Source organism: Stenotrophomonas sp. LST15-1-1.1, assembly GCF_040815575.1.
GTDB lineage: Bacteria > Pseudomonadota > Gammaproteobacteria > Xanthomonadales > Xanthomonadaceae > Stenotrophomonas > Stenotrophomonas lactitubi_B.
The window spans coordinates 808553-826593 of record NZ_JBFPNJ010000001.1 but is presented as its reverse complement, the minus strand read 5'-3'; the positions used below and the strand labels follow the sequence as shown (position 1 = coordinate 826593).

Sequence of the window (18041 nt, the reverse complement as noted above, 5' to 3'; positions counted from 1 at the left end):
ACCACTATGCCAGATCACAACGCCCATGGTGCAGTGCGCAATTGGTTGCAACTGCAGCTATCGAAGGCGTTGCGGGGCTGGACGCTGGCCCCCGCCACTGGCACGCTTGCCCGTTCTTCACGCCCCGCGCTGGACCGTCATGACCGATTCCCGCATCGCCTCGTTGCAGCAGGCCTGTCCCGGCCTGAAGCTGAAGACCGACCCTGCCGACCTGGAGCATTACGGGCGCGACTGGACCCGGCGCTGGACGCCGGCGCCGCTGGCGATCGCGTTGCCGGCCACGGTGGAAGAAGTGCAGGCGGTAATGCGCTGGAGCGCGGCCGAAGGCGTGGCAGTGGTTCCGTCCGGTGGTCGCACCGGCCTGTCCGGCGGCGCGGTGGCGGCCCATGGCGAGCTGGTGCTCAGCCTGGAACGGATGAACAAGGCGCTGGACTACGATGCCGTCGACCGCACCCTGGTGGTGCAGGCCGGCATGCCGCTGGAGGCGCTGCACAACGCCGCGCTGGAGCACGGCCTGATCTACCCGGTGGACTTCGCTGCACGCGGCTCGTGTTCGATCGGCGGCAACATCGCCACCAATGCCGGTGGCATCCGGGTGATCCGCTACGGCAATACCCGCGAATGGATCGCGGGACTGAAGGTGGTCACCGCCACGGGTGAACTGCTCGAGCTCAACAAGGGCCTGATCAAGAACTCCAGCGGCTACGATTTCCGCCAGCTGCTGATCGGCTCGGAGGGCACGCTGGGCGTGATCGTCGAGGCCACGGTCAAACTCACCGACCCGCCGCCGGCCAGCAACGTGATGCTGCTGGCGCTGCCCAGCTTCGATGTGCTGATGAAGGTGTTCGCCGCCTTCCGCGCGCGACTGCAGCTGCAGGCCTTCGAATTCTTCACCGACCGTGCGCTGGAGCACGTGCTGTCCCACGGCGCGCAGGCACCGTTCGATGACGTACACCCCTATTACGTAGTGACCGAGTTCGCTGCCGGTGATGATGCGCAGGAAGCAGCAGCAATGGCCGCCTTCGAAGATTGCATGGGCAACGGCTGGGTCAGCGACGGCGTGATCAGTGCCAGCGATGCCCAGGCAGCGCAGCTGTGGCGCCTGCGTGAGGGCATCACCGAGGCGCTGGCGCGCTACAAGCCCTACAAGAACGATGTCTCGGTGCGGATCTCGTCGATGCCGGCGTTCCTGGCCGAGACCCAGGCGCTGATTGGCGACGCCTACCCGCATTTCGATGTGGTCTGGTTCGGCCATATCGGCGATGGCAACCTGCACATCAACGTGCTCAAGCCGGATGACACCAGCGATGCCGACTTCGTGACCCAGTGCGAGCACGTGACCAAGCTGCTGGCGCAGGTGCTGGTGCGCTTCAATGGCAGCATTTCGGCCGAGCACGGTATCGGCCTGGTGAAGAAGGGCTACCTGGACAGCACCCGTGGCCCGGCCGAGATCGGGCTGATGAAGGCGGTCAAGCGCGCGTTCGATCCCGAAGGGCGGCTGAATCCCGGCAAATTGTTCGACCTTTGACACGGGCAAAGACTTCACCCAGCCGTTACGCTCCACCCACCCAATCAACGAACTCCCTGACCATGATCCGTCCGCTCCTGCTGGTTGCCCTGTTGTCCCTGCCGCTGGCCGGCTTCGCTTCGAGCTTTGCCGGCACCTCGGCCGGGTCGGCGACGGGCGCCTCTTCGGGTTCCTCGGGCAGCAGCTCGGGCGATGACAAGGTGGTGCTGGCCGCGCGCGACGATGCGGCGGCTTTTGTCGCCAGCGATGGCCAGATCCGCGGCGCACGCCTGCAGGCGGCGCTGGTGTACCTGCGCGAGCAGGATGCAGGCGCACGGCAGCAGAGCGACCTGCAGTTGGCGCGCGCGCTTCTGGCGCGTTGATCCAGGCGGCATGACCTCCGCGTCATCGCTTTCCGTAGAGCCGAGCCATGCTCGGCTGAATCCCAACCGCAGACGGGCGATCACAGCAGCCGCGCATGGCGTGGCTCTACTGCTGGCCGCTCACGTCGCGCATGCGGCTGATCGCCTGCAGCTGGACCCGGCCGGGCTGAGCCCGGCACAGCAGCAGGTGGCGACGCAGACACTGAGTGATGTGCAGGCGTTGCTGCCCGACGGCCTGCTGCGTGCGTTGCCCGCGAAGGTGCAGGTCGGCTGGCGTGACGACCTGCCCGCCAACGTGCATGGCCGTGCCTTCGCCGGGCGCATCGCGCTGCGCCGCGACCTGCTGGATGAAGACGTGGCTGGCGCCCGTCGCGCCCGCCGCAGCGCGCTGGTGCACGAACTGACCCATGTTGCTGACCGCAACAGTGCGCACTGGTCGCGCAGCGCCCGCTGGCGTGACCTTGCCGGTTGGCAGCGCAAGCCGTGGCATATGGGCCGCGGTGACAATGCCTTCCGCGACCGCAGCCCCGATGCCTACGAACTGACCGACCCGGCCGAGTACCTGGCGGTGAACGCCGAACACTTCGTGCTGGATGCAGAGTTCGCGTGCCGCCGCCCGGCACTGGCGCAATGGTATCGCGCTCACTTCGGTACGCCACCATCGCTACCTGCGCCACACTGCGCGGGCACGGTTCCGCTATTGCAGGCCGACGCGGAAGAGGGCGCCGCTTCGCTGCTGGCGCTGGACCCGTCCCGGGTGTACGCCGTGGACTATCTGTTCGCCGAAGGCAGTGCGCAGCCGATGAGCCGCTGGGGCCACAGCATGCTGCGGCTGGTGATCTGCCGTCCCGGCCGCGCGCCGGGTCCGGACTGCAGGCTGGACCTGGAGCATCACCGGGTGCTGTCCTTCCGCGCCTTCGTCGGCGACGTGCAGATTTCCAACTGGCGCGGCCTGACCGGTGGCTATCCATCGCGCCTGTTCGTGCTGCCGTTGCAGCAGGTGGTGGACGAGTACACCAAGGTCGAGCTGCGCGGACTGGCCTCGCTGCCGCTGCAGCTGGACCGCAGCGAGATCGCCAGCCTGCTCGAGCGCACTGCACAGGTGCACTGGAGCTATGACGGCCGCTATTACTTCGTCAGCAACAACTGCGCGGTGGAGACGGCGAAGCTGCTGCAGGCAGGTGTTCCGCGCCTGGGCGAAGCCGGCCTGGCGCAGCTGAGCCCGCGCGGGTTGCGGCGACGGCTGGCGCGGCTGCATGCCCTGGACGAGCAGGTGCTGGCCGATCCCGTGCAGGCCCAAGCGCAGGGCTACTACTTTGCGTCTGCGCGCGACCACTACCAGCAGTTGTTTTCGGTTGCCGCAGCGCAGATGGCGTTGCCGGCGCGCGATGTGCGCGCATGGCTGGCGCTGCCGGCGCAACAGCGCGCACCGTGGTTGCTGCGCGGTGATGTGCGCGCCAGTGCCGGCCTGCTGCTGCTGGAACAGGCGGCGCAGCGGCGCGCGGAACTGCGCGCACGCGACGCATTGAAACGACGGCTGCTGGCCGATCCGGACAGCAGTGCGACCCGTTCGCTGCGCGCTTTGCTGGAGCAGAGCGGGCAGTGGTTGCGGCCCGGCCAGTTGCTGGCCGACGCCGGCTATGGCCTGCCGCAGGCGGAAGAACAGGCAGAGGTTGCACGCGCCGTGACCGTTGCCAGCGCACAGGCCATACCCGCCTGGCAGGCACTGCGCGTGCAGCTGCGCGCGCAGTTGCCGCCATCGCAGCGACGTGAGCTGGATGACATCGACAACAATCTCGCTGCGTTGGGCGCGCGCGTGCGTGAGCAGGCCGCCGAAGTTCCGCCTACTGGCGCGGCAGCTCGATGACGAAACGACTGCCGCCGGCCGTGCCGGGAGTGCAGTAGACCTGGCCGCCGTGCGCATCGGCGATGGCCTTGACCACGGCCAGGCCGAGGCCGCTGCCGCCGCCCAGGCGCGATCGTGAACCGTCGCCGCGCATGAACGGATTGAAGATGTCCGCGTGCAGGGCCGGGTCGATACCGGGGCCTTCGTCTTCGATCGCCACCTGTACGTGGGCCACGGTGTCATGCACGGCGATGCGTACCTTGCCCGGATTGGCATAGCGGCGCGCGTTCTCCAGCAGGGCCAGCAGCGCCTGCCGCAACCGCGTCGGGTCGCAATGGGCGGGGTGCTCCTCACGGCTGGTTTCCAGCTCCAGCACGAAGCCGGCGCTGCGGAAGGCCGGGTCGACCAGCGTCATCACCGAATGCACTTCGGCCACCACATCGGTGCGGGCGCGGCGCACATCAAGGCGGGCATTGTCGGCCAGGCTCAGCACGCGCAGGTCCTCGATCAGCCGTGACAGGCCCTCGACCTGCGCCAGCAGGCTGCGGAACTGCGACTCATCGGGCTGGAACACGCCTTCGGCCAGGCCCTGCAGGCGCCCGCGCAGGATCGTCACCGGCGTGCGCAGCTCATGGGCGATGGCGGCGTGCCACATCACCCGTTCGCTTTCCATGTGCTGCAGGCGGCGCGCCATCGCGTTGAAGTCATCCACCAGCGCTGCGACCTCGCCGGGGGAGTTGGCCTCGGCCGTGGCGCGCGCGCCGAGGTCGCCGCCCGCCAGCGCACGTACGCTGTCCACCAGGGAGTTGAGCGGCGACAGGATGCGGTGCGCCAAGCGGAACGAGGCGGCGATCGCCAGCGCCAGGCCGGTCAGGATCACCCCCACCATCCACGCCAGCTCCGGTCCCGTCGGCAGCCAGCCTTCCGGCTCTTCGGCGCTGGCCGGGAAGAACTCGATCAGCACGGCATACAGCAGCCACGAAGAGAGGATCACCATCACGATGACGCCGACGACCATCAGCGACATCGACACGATGATGTGCCGGCTGAGCCCGGAGCGGCGCATCAGCGGTCGGCCATCAGTCGGTAGCCGACACCGCGCACGCTGGCCGGAATCTGGGTGAGGCCTACTTCGTCCAGTTTGCGCCGCAGCTTGCTGACATGGCTGTCCACAGTGCGCTCCAGCGCCTCGCTTTCCGGCAGGCATTCGTGCATCAGCTCGCTGCGGCTGAAGATCCGTGACGGCGCCAAAGCCATGCAATGCAGCAGTTTGAACTCGGTCAGGGTCAGCAGCAGCTCGTGGCTGTAGCCATCGCCTTCCACATGCACGGCGTGGGTGGCGGTGTCGATCAGCAGCGGGCCGACGCGCAGGGCAGTGGGCGCATCCGCCCGCGGGCTGCGCAGCGTACGCCGCAGTACTGCACGCACGCGTGCCGCCACCTCGGCGGGATTGAACGGTTTGACGACATAGTCATCCGCGCCCATCCGCAGTGCGGTCAGCTTGTCCAGATCCTGGTCCAGTGCGGTCAGCATGATGACCGGTGTTTCGCCGCGCTGGCGCAGCTGGGTAAGCACGCTCCAGCCGTCCAGCCGCGGCAACTGCACGTCCAGCAGGACAAGGTCCGGGCGCATGCTGCGATGCAGGTCCAGGGCCGCCTGGCCATCGGCCGCACGCAGGGTGCGCAGGCCCTCGCGTTCAAGGTAGGCGGTGAGGATGTCGGCGATCTCGGCTTCGTCCTCGACGATCAGGACCAGCGCCGCGAGGGCAGGGGAGGCATGCATGGCAAGGCGAGGCCGGAAGGTGCTTGCCCTCCATCGTATCTCCACAGTTCCTCCATCGAAACCCCATCATCGCCACGCACACTGCGCGCTTCATGATTCGTCAGCCGCACCTGCGGCACTGTGCACAGCAATGAGAACCTTCAGGACTCCGGTCGCGCTGGTCGCGGCCTTCGCCTTGGCCATGACGGCCTGCTCCCGCCCCGAACCCACCGTTGAAGCCGTGCCGCGTGTCAGCGTGGTTACCGTCGGCCCGCAGGTGGTGCAGCGCGATGATGAACTGCCCGGTCGGGTGGCGGCGGTGCGCACCGCGCAGATCCGTGCGCAGGTCGGCGGCATCGTGCAGCGCCGGATGTTCGAGCAGGGTGCGGAGGTGCATGCTGGGCAGCCGCTGTTCCAGATCGACCCGGCGGCGTTCCGCGCCGACGTCGATTCGGCGCTGGCGGCTCTGCAGCGCAGTGAGGCAGCCCTCGGCCGCAGCCGTGTGCAGTCACAGCGGCTGCAGGCGCTGGCCGCCGCGCAGGCGGTCAGCCAGCAGCATCGCGACGATGCCAGCGCCGAGCACGAGCAGGCCCGCGCAGCGGTCAACGAGGCACGCGCGATCCTGGCGCGACGCCAGCTGGACCTGCGCTATGCCACGGTCAGCGCACCGATTGATGGGCGCATCGACCAGGCGCTGGTGACCGAAGGCGCGCTGGTCGGCGTCGCCGATGCCGAGCCGATGGCGGTGGTGCAGCAGATCGACCAGGTCTACGTGGACGTGCGCCAGCCGGCATCGCAGCTGCAGACCCTGCAGCGAGGTGCAGTGGACGGCGAGCTGCCGGTGACGATCATCGGCGCGGCGGGTTCGCCGTTGCCCGAGCGCGGCCGGCTGTTGTTCTCCGGTGTCAATGTCGATGCACGCACCGGCGATGTGATCCTGCGCATCCTGGTCGACAACCCTGAGCGGCAGCTGTTGCCGGGCATGTACGTGCGTGCCCGGGTGCCGCGCGGGGCGCCGGCGAGCGCGCTGCTGCTGCCGCAGCAGGCGGTGCTGCGCAGCGCCGGTGGCCAGGCCTATGCCTGGGTCATCGCCGCCGATGGCAAAGCAGTGATCCGCACGCTGGAGGTGGACGGCAGCGTCAACCGGCAATGGTTGGTGCGGCATGGCCTGAAGGCGGGCGAGAAGGTCGTGGTGGAAGGCCAGGAGCGCCTGCAGGAGGGCGTGCTGGTCGATCCGCGCGACTGGCAGGTGCCGGTCGCCAGCGCAACGCCGACATCCGCAAGCCAGGGCTGAGCCCTTCCAGGAACCTACGACATGGCTCGTTTCTTCATCGATCGCCCGGTATTTGCCTGGGTGCTGGCGATCTTCGTCATCCTGGCCGGCGTGCTGGCCATTCCACGGCTGGCGGTCGAGCGCTATCCGGCGGTCGCACCACCCAGCGTCAGCATCTATGCCAGCTATCCCGGGGCCAGCCCGCAGACGCTGAATGATGCGGTGGTCGGCCTGATCGAGCGTGAGCTGTCCAGCGTCAAGCACCTGCTGTACTTCGAATCGTCGGTGGACACTTCCGGCGAAGCGTCGATCACCGCGACCTTCAAGCCAGGCACCGATCCCGAGCTGGCACAGGTGGACGTGCAGAACCGGATCAAGGCGATCGAGCCGCGCCTGCCACGCAGCGTGCGCCAGAACGGCCTGTTCGTGGAGGCTGCCGACTCCGGCTTCCTGATGCTGGTGGGCCTGCGCTCACCCGATGGCAGTGTCAGCGAAGCGGCGCTGGGCGATTTCATGGCGCGCAACATCATCGAAGAGCTGCGGCGCATCGACGGCGTCGGCCGCGTGCAGCTGTTTGGTGCCGAACAGGCGATGCGGATCTGGCTGGACCCGACCCGCCTGACCGGCTACGGCCTGACCATGGGCGATGTGGCCAGCGCGATCGAGCAGCAGAACCTGGAGATATCCCCGGGCCGCATCGGCGATTCGCCCGGCGTCCCCGGCCAGCGCATCACCGTGCCGTTGAGTGCCGAAGGCCAGCTGTCCACGCCCGAGCAGTTCGCGGCCATCGTGCTGCGCGCCGGTGCCGATGGTTCGCGGGTGCTGCTGGATGATGTCGCCCGGGTCGAGCTGGGTGCGCAGAGCTATGCCTGGGGCACGCGCGAAGATGGCTATCCGGCGACGGCCGCGGGTGTGCAGCTGCGCCCCGGTGCGAATGCGGTGCGTACGGCCACCGCTGTGCGCGAGCGCATGGCCGACCTGCAGCCGCTGCTGCCGCAGGGTGTTGAATCCAGCATTCCGTTCGATACCGCGCCCTTCGTCAAGGTCTCGATCCAGAAGGTGCTGCAGACCCTGGTCGAGGCGATGCTGCTGGTATTTGCAGTGATGTACCTGTTCCTGCAGAACTGGCGCTATACGCTGATCCCCGCCCTGGTCGCGCCGATCGCACTGTTGGGCACCTTCGCGGTGATGCTGGCGCTGGGTTTCTCGATCAACGTATTGACCATGTTCGGCATGGTGTTGGCGATCGGCATCATCGTTGACGATGCGATCGTGGTGGTCGAGGGCGTGGAGCGGATCATGGCCGAAGAAGGTCTGCCACCGCGCGAAGCCACGATCAAGGCGATGCGTGAGCTGACCGGTGCGGTGATCGGCATCACCCTGGTGCTGACGGCGGTATTCATCCCGATGGCGCTCGCCAGTGGCTCGGTTGGTGCGATCTACCGCCAGTTCAGCGTGGCGATGTCGGTGTCGATCCTGTTCTCGGCACTGCTGGCGCTGAGCCTGACCCCGGCGCTCTGCGCGACGTTGCTGCGGCAGGGCACACGTGGCCATCATGGACGCGGCGGCGTATTCGGTGCGTTCAACCGTGGCTTCGAGCGGATGACCGGGCGTTACCAGCAGGGCGTGGCGGCGGTCCTTCGGCGCAGTGGCCGGGTGATGGGCCTGTTCGCAGCATTGCTGGTGGCGCTGCTGATCGGCCTGCACTGGTTGCCGGGCGCGTTCCTGCCGGAAGAGGACCAAGGCTATTTCATGACCTCCATCCAGTTGCCGGCCGAAGCGACGGCCGAACGTACGCTGGCGGTGGTCGAGGCCTACGAACAGCACGTCGCCTCGCGGCCGGCGATCGCGTCCAACCAGGCCATCCTCGGTTACAGCTTCTCCGGTTCCGGCCCGAGCGCGGCGCTGACCTACACCATGTTGAAGGACTGGGGTGAGCGCGGCGGCAGCACCGCAGCGGACGAGGTGAAGGCGGCGCAGCAGGCCATGGCGACGGTGTCCGAGGGCGAGGTGATGAGCGTCATGCCGCCGGCCATCGACAGCCTTGGCCGTTCCTCCGGCTTCTCGTTGGCACTGCAGGCGCGTACTGGGCAGGGCCAGGCCGAGCTGCGCGCCGCCCTGCAGCAGTTGCTGAAACTGGCAGAGGCCAGCCCGCTGCTGGCCGAAGTGCATGCCGATGGTCTGCCGGCAGGCAGCAACGTGCGGCTGGATATCGATCGCGCCAAGGCCGAAGCAATGGGCGTTGCGTTCACCGACATCAGTGCGACGCTGTCGGCGGCGATGGGCTCGCAGTACGTCAATGACTTTCCCAATCGCGGGCGCATGCAGCAGGTGATCATGCAGGCCGATGCGCCGCACCGGATGGAGCTGGAGGACGTGCTGAAGCTGTATGTGCGCAACAGCGAAGGCGGCATGGTGGCGCTGTCCGAGCTGGTCGCCGCACAGTGGACCGAGGCGCCGCTGCAGCTGCAGCGTTATCTGGGATTCCCGGCATTGAACCTGTCCGGCGCACCCGCCAGTGGCGTGTCCACCGGTCAGGCCATGATCGAGATGGAGCGCCTTGCACAGCAGCTGCCCGCGGGCTTCGCCCTGCAGTGGACCAGCCAGTCGCTGCAGGAGCGTGAGTCCGGCGCACAGGCGCCGTGGTTGCTGCTTCTATCGATGCTGGTGGTGTTCCTGGTGCTGGCAGCGCTGTACGAGAGCTGGTCGATCCCGCTGGCGGTGATGCTGGTGGTGCCGTTGGGTCTGCTCGGCGCTGTGGCCGCGGTGCTGCTGCGCGAGATGCCCAATGATGTGTTCTTCAAGGTCGGCATGATCACGGTGATCGGGCTTTCGGCGAAGAACGCGATCCTGATCGTCGAGTTCGCCCGCCAGCTGCAACAGCAGGGGCGCGGCCTGGTCGAGGCCACCATCGAAGCGGCGCGGCTGCGGTTGCGGCCGATCGTCATGACCTCGCTGGCGTTCGCGCTGGGCGTGGTGCCTCTGATGCTGGCGCAGGGTGCTTCAAAGGAAACGCAACAGGCCATCGGTACCGGCGTGTTCGGCGGCATGGTCAGTGCGACGGTGCTGGCCGTGTTCTTCGTGCCGGTGTTCTATGTGGTGGTGCAGGGGGCGCAGCAGTGGCTTGCGCAGCGCCTGCGCCGACGCCGGCCGACGCCGGGAGGACGTGTGGATGGAAAGCAGGTGGATGGAAAACAGGAACCCTGAGGGCCTGTACGAGGCGCAGCTGCGTGTGTTGGAGCAGCAGCTGCGCGATGCGCTGCTGGACGGTGACCATGGCGCAGCCACTGCACTGCTGTCACCGGTGTTGTTCATGATGGACGGGCAAGGCGGCCGGATGCTCGAACTGCCTTGGCTGAAGGACTGGCAGCAAGGGCACCTGCAGATTCTTGCGCTGCAGGTGCATGCGGTGGAAACCCTGCTCTGTGGTCGCCTGGCGTTGTTGTCCAGCGATGTTCAGTTGCATGTGCGTTGGCTGGGGCGCGAACACGTGCAGCGCCTGCGCCTGCTGCGCGTCTGGACAAGCGCATCCGGTGCCAGCGGCGCGCAGCTGCTGTCGATGACGGTGCTGGCAGGCTGAACACGGTCATGCAGCTTTCAGGCCCTGTTCGTGTGCAGATGTTAGGGTCCAAGGTCTCTGTAGTTTCGACAAGGAGTCGAGCCATGCGTGTAATTCCCAGTCTGTTGGCGGCTTCCCTCGGCCTTGCGCTGAGCGCCTGCCAACCGGCGCAGACGCCGGCCTCCAGTGGCGCAGCCGATGCGGCCGCGACGCCGGCATCGGCACCGGCACCGGCACCGGCCTCTGTGGCTGCCGCCGGTGACGGCGGCGGCAGCGGCAGCGAAACCCTCTATCGCTGCGGCGACCTCGACGTGCGTGCGACCTTCAACGGCGAAGACGCAGCGACGGTTGTGATTGGCGGGCGCAGTTTCGCGATGTCCTCCGAACGCGCGGCCTCCGGAGCGAAATATGCCGACGGCAAGGGCAACAGCTTCTGGACCCGTGGCGGTCACGACGCGCTGCTCAGCCTGAAGGGCGAAGCGGACCGTGAGTGTGGCGCGGTGGAAACCACCGAGGGTGATGGCAGCGCCGGCAACGCCGCGTTCCGTGCCACCGGCAACGAGCCGGGCTGGCTGGCCGTCGTCGATGGTGATGCGCCGGGCCTGCGGGTGGAGGTCGACTACGGCGAGCGTCGCTTCGTGGTCGCCAAGCCGACCGAGGGTGCAGACGGCTGGGTTGGCAAGGCGGCCGACGGCACCGACATCAAGTTGAGCTTCCAGCGCACGACCTGCCAGGACGACATGAGCGGTGAAGCGTTCGAGGCCAAGGCGATGCTGACCGTGGGCACGCGCCAGTACCACGGCTGCGGCAACTTCGGCGCTAAGTAACGCGTAGTTCCGCGGATCGGTAGCGCCGGGCAATGCCCGGCGTTGATCGGTCAGTCCTTGCAGGGCTTCAAGTCCAGCTCGAACACCAGGTCGTAGCGGCTGTTGATCCCGATCAGCGCCGTGCGGATCGCACAGTCACCGCGATGGCGCGCGACCAGATCGGTGAAGATCTTCTCGCGGCCCTCGCAGTACTGGGCGCTGGCTTCTTCCAGCTCTCGACGGCGCTCGTCGTCGTAGGGCTCTTCGCCGGCGAAATGCTGGCAGGTGTTTTCGCGCGCGAGAAACGCCTGCACGTCGTCGGGCATCTGACAGTAGATGCGTATGTCTTCGATGTCGTACATGTCGTTGGAGACCGCACAGCCAGCGGCGGCACGGACCTGTTCCAGTTCCTCGTAACTCGAGGGCAGGCTGGCAGCGGAGGGCTCCTCGGCGGGTTCCTGCAGGACCGCGGGCGACGCCGCAGCCGGTGCGATGGGAGCCACCGGATCGACCGCTACGGCCTCTGGCGTGGCACCACCTGCACCGCTGTCCGCTGCCTGCGGCGAGCACGCCGCAAGCAGGGACAGGCAGGCGATCAGCGCCACGCGGTTAGTCGGCACGGCCGGCAAATTCGCCGGTGGCGGTGCTCACCAGCACACGCTCGCCGTTGACGATGTACTCCGGCACCATGATCTCGATGCCGGTGTTGAGCTTGGCCGGCTTCGGGCGCTTGGTGGCGGTACCGCCCTTCAGTTCCGGCGGCGTCTCGATCACTTCCAGCACCACCGAGGCCGGCAGCTGGATGGCCACCGGCTGCTCGTCGATCACCTGCACGTAGATGCCGGTCAGGCCGTCGGTGATGTAGCCGGCGTCATCGCCGATCACGTCCGCGTCCAGGGTGTAGGGGGTGTAGTCCTCGTCGTCCAGGAACACGAACGCATCGCCATCCTTGTACGAGTAGGTGGACTGGCGGCGCAGCAGTTCGACTTCGACCAGGTTGTCATCGGCATCGAAGCTGGCGTCGAGCTTGTTGCCGCCCGGCACGCTGTACATGATGAAACGGAAGCGGACGTTGCCGCCGCGACCCTGCGGCGAGCTGCGCTCGATGTCGCGGATCTGGTAGACGCCGTTGTTGAACTCGACGACGTTGCCCTTCTTGATGTCGTTGGCTTTCATGATGATGTTGGTCGTTGGGGGAGGGCGCCGTCCCGGCGCCCGGGGGGAATCACTTCGGAGCGAGCCGGGTGGCGCCGTCCAGGCGGATGGTCTCGCCGTTGATGTAGGTGTTGCCGAGGATGTGGCCGACCAGGCTGGCGAAGTCTTCCGGCTTGCCCAGGCGCGACGGGAACGGGATCGATGCGGCCAGCGATGTCTGCACGGCTTCGGGCATGCCATCGACCATCGGCGTCCAGAACACGCCCGGTGCAATGGTGTTGACGCGGATGCCGAAGCGAGACAGCTCGCGCGCCATCGGCAGGGTCATCGCCACCACGCCGCCCTTGGAAGCGGAGTAGGCGGCCTGGCCGATCTGGCCTTCGTAGGCGGCAACGCTGGCGGTGTTGATGATGACGCCGCGCTCGCCGTCCACGCCGGCCTCGTTGTGCTGCATGCGGTTGGCGGCGGCCTTGGCGACGTTGAAGCTGCCGACCAGGTTGACCATCACCGTGCCCTGGAACCCGGCCAGCGGCATCGGGCCTTCCTTGCCCAGCACGCGGCCAGCGCCGAGGATGCCGGCGCAGTTCATGGCGACATTCAGGCCGCCGAGGAAATCGAAGGCCTGGTCGATGGCCGCCGACACGGACGCTTCATCACTGACGTTGACATTGAAATAGCGGGCGTTGTCCTGCCCCAGCCCGGCAACGGCGGCCGCGCCCTTGGCGTCGTTGAGGTCGAACAGGGCGACCTTGCCACCCTCGGCAACCAGGTGCTGGGCCACGGCGAGGCCGAGGCCGGAGACGCCGCCAGTGATCACGGCACGTACGGAAGACAGCTGCATTGCACGGTCCTGCAGGTTCAAGAACCGCCGATTCTAACGGAAGCGACGGCAGCCGCCGTTGTGCACTGCGCCGCCGGCCTCAGCCCAGTTCGCGGGCGCGCCGCAGGCGACGCTCGAAGTCGGCGGCGGGCAGTCCGTGGGCGAACAGGAAGCCCTGGCCGACGGTCACCCCCAGGTCGAGCAGGCATTGCCGTTGTGGTTCGGTTTCCACGCCCTCGGCGACCACGCCCAGGCCGAGGCTGCGGGCAATCGCGCAGACCGCCTCGCAGACCGCCACGTCCGAGCGGTTGCGGGGAATGCCTTCGACGAACAACTGGCTCAGTTTCAGCCCATGGATGGGCAGCCGGCGCAGGTAATTCAGCGCGCTGTAGCCTTCGCCGAAGTCGTCGATGGTCAGCATCACCCCCATCTCGCGCAGGCGAGCGAAGGTGCGCAGGGTGTCCGGCGCATCCTCGATCAGCACCCGCTCGGTGAACTCCAGCTCCAGCACGCTGCCGGGCAGGCCGAACTCGTCCAGCACCTGCCGCACCCAGCGGGCGAGATCCTCACCGACGAACTGCCGCCAGGACACGTTGACCGCCACCCGCACCAGGCCGAGGCCATCGTCCTGCCATTGCCGTACCTGCCGGCAGGCTTCGCGCAGCGCCCATTGGCCGATGCGCACGATGTCGCCGGTGTGCTCGGCGTGGCGGATGAACAGGTCCGGGCGCATCTGCCCCAACTGGGTGTTGTGCCAGCGCATCAGCGCCTCGCAGGCGATGGTGGCGCCGCTGCGCAGGTTGACCTGTGGCTGGTAGACCAGATGGAACTCGTCGCCATCGAGGGCCTTGTGCAGCCGGCTCTCGATCTGCAGGCGGTCATGCTGGCGCTGTGCCAGTTCGGGGGAGAACACCTGCCAGCCGTTGCGGGTGCGTCGCTTGCACTCGTACATCGCCGTGTCGGCGTTCTGGATCAGCTGCTGCGGCCGGTCGCCATCGCGCGGTGCGCGGGCGATGCCGATGCTGGCGGTGACCGGGAACTCGTCGCTGCCCAGCTGGAACGGCGCCGAGAAGGCCGCAGTGATGCGCTCGGCCAGCTGTTCGGCCTGGTCGGGCTGGTCGCGCAGGTCACAGATCACGAGGAATTCGTCGCCACCGAAACGTGCGAGCAGGCCTTCGGTGCCGATCACGGTGGCGATGCGCCGGGTTGCTTCGATCAACAGTTCATCCCCGGCGTTGTGGCCGAGCAGGTCGTTGACCACCTTGAAGCGGTCCAGGTCGATATACAGCACCGCCACGCGGTCGTGGCCGGGGCTGTGCATGCGCACGCCGAGGTCGCTCAGCACCGCATCGCGGTTCATGATTCCGGTCAACGGGTCGGTGCGGGCCTGCACGCGCAGGGTTTCCTCGGCCTGCTTGCGTTCGGTGATGTCCTGAACGGTGCCGGTGATGCGCGCGGCATCGACATCGCCGGCCGAGACCTCGCCGATCATCCGGATCCAGAACGAGTGGCCATCGCGGCGCTGGCCCTGCAGCTCCAGGCCGAAGCTGCTGCGGTGTTCGATGGTGTCGGCCAGCGCCTGCTGCAGGGCGGCGCGGTCGTCGCTGCGCAGGCAGTCCAGCAGGTCCGGCATGTCCTCCAGATCGGCCGGCTGGCCGACGATGCGCCGCGCCTCATCGGTGAGGTACAGGCGCTGCAGCCCGCGATCCCATTCCCAGCCGCCGATGTGGGCCAGTGACTGCGCGCGCGCGAACAGGGTGTTGTTGCGCTTCAGTTCGGTGATGTCACTGAACATTGCATAGACATGGTCGGCCTGGTCGCACCCGTTGCCGAACACCGGCACGTTGGTGGTGGACAACCACAGCATGCGTCCGCGCGGGCGGTGGTACAGGCCGATGATGGTGCTGCGGATCATCCGCCCGGCCTGGAAGCAGCGGCTGGTCGGCCACTGTGCCTGGGTCAGCGGATGGCCATGTTCGTCGACGATGATCCACGCTTCGGGATCGAGCATCGAATTCAAGCCGACACCACCACCGGTGAGGCCGAGGATGCGGTGGGCGGCCGGGTTGGCCGACAGCACGCGCAGATCACGGTCGAACAGGATCACGCCCTTGTCGATCGACTCCATCAGCAGGCGATAGCGCGACTCGGCGCGCCAGCGCCCACTCAGGTCGCGGGCGACAGCGACGATGCAGGGCTGGCCGCGGTCCTGGAAGCCGGCCGAATGCACCTCCACCGGAAAGCGACTGCCGTCGCCGCGCATGTTGGTCACTTCGATGACGTAGGTGTCGCCGCGGTTCAGCGCCTCCCACACCGGTTGCAGGTGGTCGCTGGGCAGGTCCGGGTTGAGCAGTTCGATGGGCTGGCCGACGATGTCTTCGCGCCGGCGATCGTAGGCGACGATGCCGGCACGGTTGACGTCCAGCACCACGCCTTCGGCGCTGAGGATGCTGACCGGGTCGGGCACGGCATCGAACAACGCGGCATAGCGGGCCTGGGTATCCAGTTCGCGCTGCTGTGCATCGGCCAGCGCCTGCCGCGCCTGGCGCAGCAGCCTGGCCTGGGCAGGCAATGGGGAAGCAGCGAGCGCCGCGTCCAGAGCGGCCAGCGCGTCGTCGGTTGCGGCGGAAGCATCGCCGATGGCCGGACGGTCGCGCGGGCCGCTGTCGTTCATGTCGCCGCCAGCGCCTGCCCGACGCGGCTGGCGGTGGCGCGGCCGAGCAACCCGGCCAGCCAACGCCCAGTCTCGGCCAGCGATGGCAGGTCGACACCGCACTCCAGGCCCAGGCCCTGCAGCAGGTACACCACGTCCTCGCTGGCCACGTTGCCGCTGGCGCCCTTCGCGTACGGGCAGCCGCCGGCACCGGACACGGCGCTGTCGACCACGCGCACGCCTTCTTCCAGGCAGGCGGCGATGTTGGCGATGGCCTGGCCATAGGTATCGTGGAAGTGCACGGCCAGTGCGCTCATCGGGATCTCGGCAGCCACCGCCTGCAGCATCGCGCGGGCCTTGCGCGGCGTGCCGACGCCGATGGTGTCGCCCAGCGAGATTTCGTAACACCCCATTTGATGCAGGGCACGGGCGACGCGCACGACGTCGGCCAGCGGCACCTCGCCCTGGTAGGGGCAGCCGAGCACGGTGGAGACGTAGCCGCGCACCCGCACGCCGTCGGCGGCTGCACGGCGCAGGATCGGCTCGAAGCGCGCCAGCGACTCATCGATGCCGGCGTTGGTGTTGGTGCGGTTGAAGGCTTCCGATGCAGCGGTGAACACCGCGACTTCCTGCACGCCGACGGCGCGTGCGCGGTCGTAGCCCTGTTCGTTGGGCACCAGCACCGGATAGGCGATACCCGGGTGGCGATGGATGCCGGCATAGACTTCGGCCGCGTCGGCCAGCTGCGGTACCCAGCGCGGGCTGACGAAGCTGGTCGCCTCGATGGTGCGCAGGCCGGTGGCCGACAGGCGATCGATCAGGGCGATCTTGTCGGCGGTGGTCACGGCCTGCTTTTCGTTCTGCAGCCCATCGCGTGGGCCGACCTCGACGATGCGGACGAAATCGCTCATCGCGGCACCCCTGCGGCAGGCGGGATGGGACGGGCAGGGCGGATGGGATCGACTGGGGTCACGGCGGTTCCTGGGAAGCGGAGGCGGCCCGGTCTTCGCCAGGCTGCCAGATGAGATACGCAGGCGGGTCGCACAAGCGGCCACGCCTGCGCCTGGTTTGACGGAGGGCCTACCCGGGCAGGTGGCAGACCGCCTCGATGTTGTTGCCATCGGGGTCGATCACGAAGGCGGCGTAGTAATCCGGGTGGTACCACGGGCGCAGGCCGGGTGCCCCGTTGTCGCGCCCCCCTGCGGCCAGGGCAGCGGCGTGGAACGCATCCACCTGGGCACGTTCGCCACACACGAAGGCCACGTGCACTCCCTGGCTGAGCGGTGCCGCATTGCCCAGCCAGAAGAACGGCTTGCCGTGGTTGCCGAAACCCACGTGGTCGTGGGCGCCGGTCTGTTCGGCACTGACCTCCATCACCAGGCCGATCTGCAACGGTGCCAGCGCCTGCAGGAAGAAGGCCTTGCTGCGCGGCAGGTCGCCGCTGTTCACACCAATATGGTCCAACATGTCAGGCCTCCGTGACCCAGTGCGGTGCGCGCTTGTCGAGGAAGGCGCCCAGGCCTTCCTGGCCCTCGGCAGACACCCGCAGGCGTGCGATCAGAGCAGCATTGTCACGGTCCAGGCTGTCGCGATCATCGGCGTCGCGCACCTGCCGGACCAGCAGCTTGGCCGACGCCGAGGCGATCGGCCCGGCCTTGTCGAGCAGGGCCAGCTGCCGCTGCACCGCTTCGTCCAGGCGTTCGGGCTCCACCAGATGGTGGATCAGGCCGATACGCAGGGCGGTGTCGGCGTCGAAGTGCTCGCCGGTCGCGAACCAGCGACGGGCCTGGCGGCTGCCGATGGCCTCGATCACATAGGGCGAGATCACTGCCGGCAACAGGCCCAGGCGGCTTTCGGTCAGGCCGAAGCGGGCGGCGCTGCTGGCGATGGCGATATCGCAGCAGGCCACCAGGCCCACCCCGCCACCGAAGGCGGCGCCGTGGACCCGCGCCAGGGTCGGCTTGGGCAGCTCGTCCAGGGTGCGCATCAGCCGGGCCAACGCCAGGGCGTCCTCGCGGTTGTCGGCCTCGCTGGCCGTGGCCATGCCGCGCATCCACTGCATGTCGGCACCGGCGGAGAAGGAGGCGCCGTGGCCGGCCACCACCACCGTGCGCACCGTGTCATCGCGGCCGGCCGCTTCCAGGGCGGCGGTCAGCCGGGCGATCAGGCCGGCATCGAAGGCGTTGTGCAGCTCCGGCCGGTTCAGCCAGAGGGTCAGGACAGCGCCATTGCGCTCGATCTGCAAAGCATCGTTCATGGGATTCCGGGGTTGCTCCAT

The 18041-nt window shown here is 67.9% G+C and carries 16 protein-coding genes; 7 read left to right on the top strand and 9 right to left on the bottom strand.

The window, feature by feature from the left end:
- The first annotated feature begins 139 nt into the window (after nt 1–139).
- The 3 genes from MRBLST15_RS03720 to MRBLST15_RS03710 all read left to right on the top strand — a co-directional run bounded on the left by MRBLST15_RS03720 (nt 140) and on the right by MRBLST15_RS03710 (nt 3757).
- Nucleotides 140–1528, top strand: coding sequence for an FAD-binding oxidoreductase (locus MRBLST15_RS03720; protein ID WP_367785255.1), 1389 nt, complete (start codon nt 140–142; stop codon nt 1526–1528).
- A gap of 62 nt (nt 1529–1590) precedes the next feature.
- Nucleotides 1591–1890 (top strand): DUF2388 domain-containing protein, encoded by a 300-nt coding sequence (locus tag MRBLST15_RS03715; protein ID WP_312704859.1) that lies wholly within the window; start codon nt 1591–1593, stop codon nt 1888–1890.
- Between the two features lie 10 nt (nt 1891–1900).
- Entirely contained in the window at nt 1901–3757 is a 1857-nt protein-coding gene (locus tag MRBLST15_RS03710; protein ID WP_414716125.1) for a DUF4105 domain-containing protein, read from the top strand.
- Here MRBLST15_RS03710 and MRBLST15_RS03705 read toward each other — a convergent pair.
- Both MRBLST15_RS03705 and MRBLST15_RS03700 read right to left on the bottom strand, forming a co-directional pair.
- Nucleotides 3735–4802 carry an ATP-binding protein gene (locus tag MRBLST15_RS03705; protein WP_100465229.1) on the bottom strand — a complete coding sequence of 356 codons (1068 nt, stop codon included), beginning with the start codon at nt 4800–4802 and terminating at the stop codon, nt 3735–3737. The genes MRBLST15_RS03710 and MRBLST15_RS03705 overlap by 23 nt on opposite strands.
- Entirely contained in the window at nt 4802–5518 is a 717-nt protein-coding gene (locus MRBLST15_RS03700; RefSeq protein ID WP_265951732.1) for a response regulator, read from the bottom strand. Before MRBLST15_RS03700 ends, MRBLST15_RS03705 begins: the two co-directional genes overlap by 1 nt.
- 130 nt (nt 5519–5648) lie before the next feature.
- Between MRBLST15_RS03700 and MRBLST15_RS03695 the strand changes: the two genes are divergently transcribed.
- The 4 genes from MRBLST15_RS03695 to MRBLST15_RS03680 all read left to right on the top strand — a co-directional run bounded on the left by MRBLST15_RS03695 (nt 5649) and on the right by MRBLST15_RS03680 (nt 11156).
- Entirely contained in the window at nt 5649–6791 is a 1143-nt protein-coding gene (locus MRBLST15_RS03695; RefSeq protein WP_367785253.1) for an efflux RND transporter periplasmic adaptor subunit, read from the top strand.
- Between the two features lie 21 nt (nt 6792–6812).
- Nucleotides 6813–9977: a multidrug efflux RND transporter permease subunit gene (locus MRBLST15_RS03690; protein ID WP_367785252.1), complete on the top strand. Its 3165-nt coding sequence runs from the start codon at nt 6813–6815 to the stop codon at nt 9975–9977.
- Nucleotides 9958–10350: a nuclear transport factor 2 family protein gene (locus tag MRBLST15_RS03685; protein WP_265951729.1), complete on the top strand. Its 393-nt coding sequence runs from the start codon at nt 9958–9960 to the stop codon at nt 10348–10350. The genes MRBLST15_RS03690 and MRBLST15_RS03685 overlap by 20 nt, the downstream gene beginning before the upstream one ends.
- 83 nt (nt 10351–10433) lie before the next feature.
- Nucleotides 10434–11156: a COG3650 family protein gene (locus MRBLST15_RS03680; RefSeq protein ID WP_367785251.1), complete on the top strand. Its 723-nt coding sequence runs from the start codon at nt 10434–10436 to the stop codon at nt 11154–11156.
- Between the two features lie 50 nt (nt 11157–11206).
- Here the strand turns inward: MRBLST15_RS03680 and MRBLST15_RS03675 are convergent, their stop codons facing one another.
- The 7 genes from MRBLST15_RS03675 to MRBLST15_RS03645 all read right to left on the bottom strand — a co-directional run bounded on the left by MRBLST15_RS03675 (nt 11207) and on the right by MRBLST15_RS03645 (nt 18020).
- The gene (locus tag MRBLST15_RS03675; RefSeq protein ID WP_367785250.1) at nt 11207–11755 is read right to left on the bottom strand and encodes a hypothetical protein; all 549 of its coding nucleotides are present in this window, start codon (nt 11753–11755) and stop codon (nt 11207–11209) included.
- On the bottom strand, nt 11745–12311 hold the full coding sequence (yeiP, locus tag MRBLST15_RS03670) for an elongation factor P-like protein YeiP (RefSeq protein ID WP_099818338.1): 567 nt from the start codon (nt 12309–12311) through the stop codon (nt 11745–11747). Before yeiP ends, MRBLST15_RS03675 begins: the two co-directional genes overlap by 11 nt.
- 49 nt (nt 12312–12360) lie before the next feature.
- Nucleotides 12361–13131, bottom strand: coding sequence for an SDR family NAD(P)-dependent oxidoreductase (locus tag MRBLST15_RS03665; RefSeq protein WP_367785249.1), 771 nt, complete (start codon nt 13129–13131; stop codon nt 12361–12363).
- Between the two features lie 79 nt (nt 13132–13210).
- Complete coding sequence (locus MRBLST15_RS03660) at nt 13211–15784, bottom strand: sensor domain-containing protein (RefSeq protein ID WP_367785248.1); 2574 nt, start codon at nt 15782–15784, stop codon at nt 13211–13213.
- A complete protein-coding gene (locus MRBLST15_RS03655; RefSeq protein WP_367785247.1) occupies nt 15781–16674 on the bottom strand; it encodes a hydroxymethylglutaryl-CoA lyase in 894 nt (297 codons plus the stop codon). The genes MRBLST15_RS03660 and MRBLST15_RS03655 overlap by 4 nt, the downstream gene beginning before the upstream one ends.
- A 169-nt stretch (nt 16675–16843) precedes the next feature.
- Nucleotides 16844–17230 (bottom strand): VOC family protein, encoded by a 387-nt coding sequence (locus MRBLST15_RS03650; RefSeq protein ID WP_251475265.1) that lies wholly within the window; start codon nt 17228–17230, stop codon nt 16844–16846.
- A gap of 1 nt (nt 17231) precedes the next feature.
- Nucleotides 17232–18020, bottom strand: coding sequence for an enoyl-CoA hydratase-related protein (locus MRBLST15_RS03645; protein ID WP_265951723.1), 789 nt, complete (start codon nt 18018–18020; stop codon nt 17232–17234).
- Nucleotides 18021–18041: the final 21 nt, after the last annotated feature.

Coding starts and splice junctions, on each gene's coding strand:
- MRBLST15_RS03700 (WP_265951732.1), bottom strand. CDS start 5,518: ATGCATGCCTCCCCTGCCCTCGCGGCGCTGGTCCTGATCGTCGAGGAC.
- MRBLST15_RS03685 (WP_265951729.1), top strand. CDS start 9,958: ATGGAAAACAGGAACCCTGAGGGCCTGTACGAGGCGCAGCTGCGTGTG.
- MRBLST15_RS03680 (WP_367785251.1), top strand. CDS start 10,434: ATGCGTGTAATTCCCAGTCTGTTGGCGGCTTCCCTCGGCCTTGCGCTG.
- MRBLST15_RS03665 (WP_367785249.1), bottom strand. CDS start 13,131: ATGCAGCTGTCTTCCGTACGTGCCGTGATCACTGGCGGCGTCTCCGGC.
- MRBLST15_RS03645 (WP_265951723.1), bottom strand. CDS start 18,020: ATGAACGATGCTTTGCAGATCGAGCGCAATGGCGCTGTCCTGACCCTC.
- MRBLST15_RS03705 (WP_100465229.1), bottom strand. CDS start 4,802: ATGCGCCGCTCCGGGCTCAGCCGGCACATCATCGTGTCGATGTCGCTG.
- MRBLST15_RS03710 (WP_414716125.1), top strand. CDS start 1,901: ATGACCTCCGCGTCATCGCTTTCCGTAGAGCCGAGCCATGCTCGGCTG.
- MRBLST15_RS03660 (WP_367785248.1), bottom strand. CDS start 15,784: ATGAACGACAGCGGCCCGCGCGACCGTCCGGCCATCGGCGATGCTTCC.
- MRBLST15_RS03690 (WP_367785252.1), top strand. CDS start 6,813: ATGGCTCGTTTCTTCATCGATCGCCCGGTATTTGCCTGGGTGCTGGCG.
- MRBLST15_RS03715 (WP_312704859.1), top strand. CDS start 1,591: ATGATCCGTCCGCTCCTGCTGGTTGCCCTGTTGTCCCTGCCGCTGGCC.
- MRBLST15_RS03720 (WP_367785255.1), top strand. CDS start 140: ATGACCGATTCCCGCATCGCCTCGTTGCAGCAGGCCTGTCCCGGCCTG.
- MRBLST15_RS03655 (WP_367785247.1), bottom strand. CDS start 16,674: ATGAGCGATTTCGTCCGCATCGTCGAGGTCGGCCCACGCGATGGGCTG.
- MRBLST15_RS03650 (WP_251475265.1), bottom strand. CDS start 17,230: ATGTTGGACCATATTGGTGTGAACAGCGGCGACCTGCCGCGCAGCAAG.
- yeiP (WP_099818338.1), bottom strand. CDS start 12,311: ATGAAAGCCAACGACATCAAGAAGGGCAACGTCGTCGAGTTCAACAAC.
- MRBLST15_RS03695 (WP_367785253.1), top strand. CDS start 5,649: ATGAGAACCTTCAGGACTCCGGTCGCGCTGGTCGCGGCCTTCGCCTTG.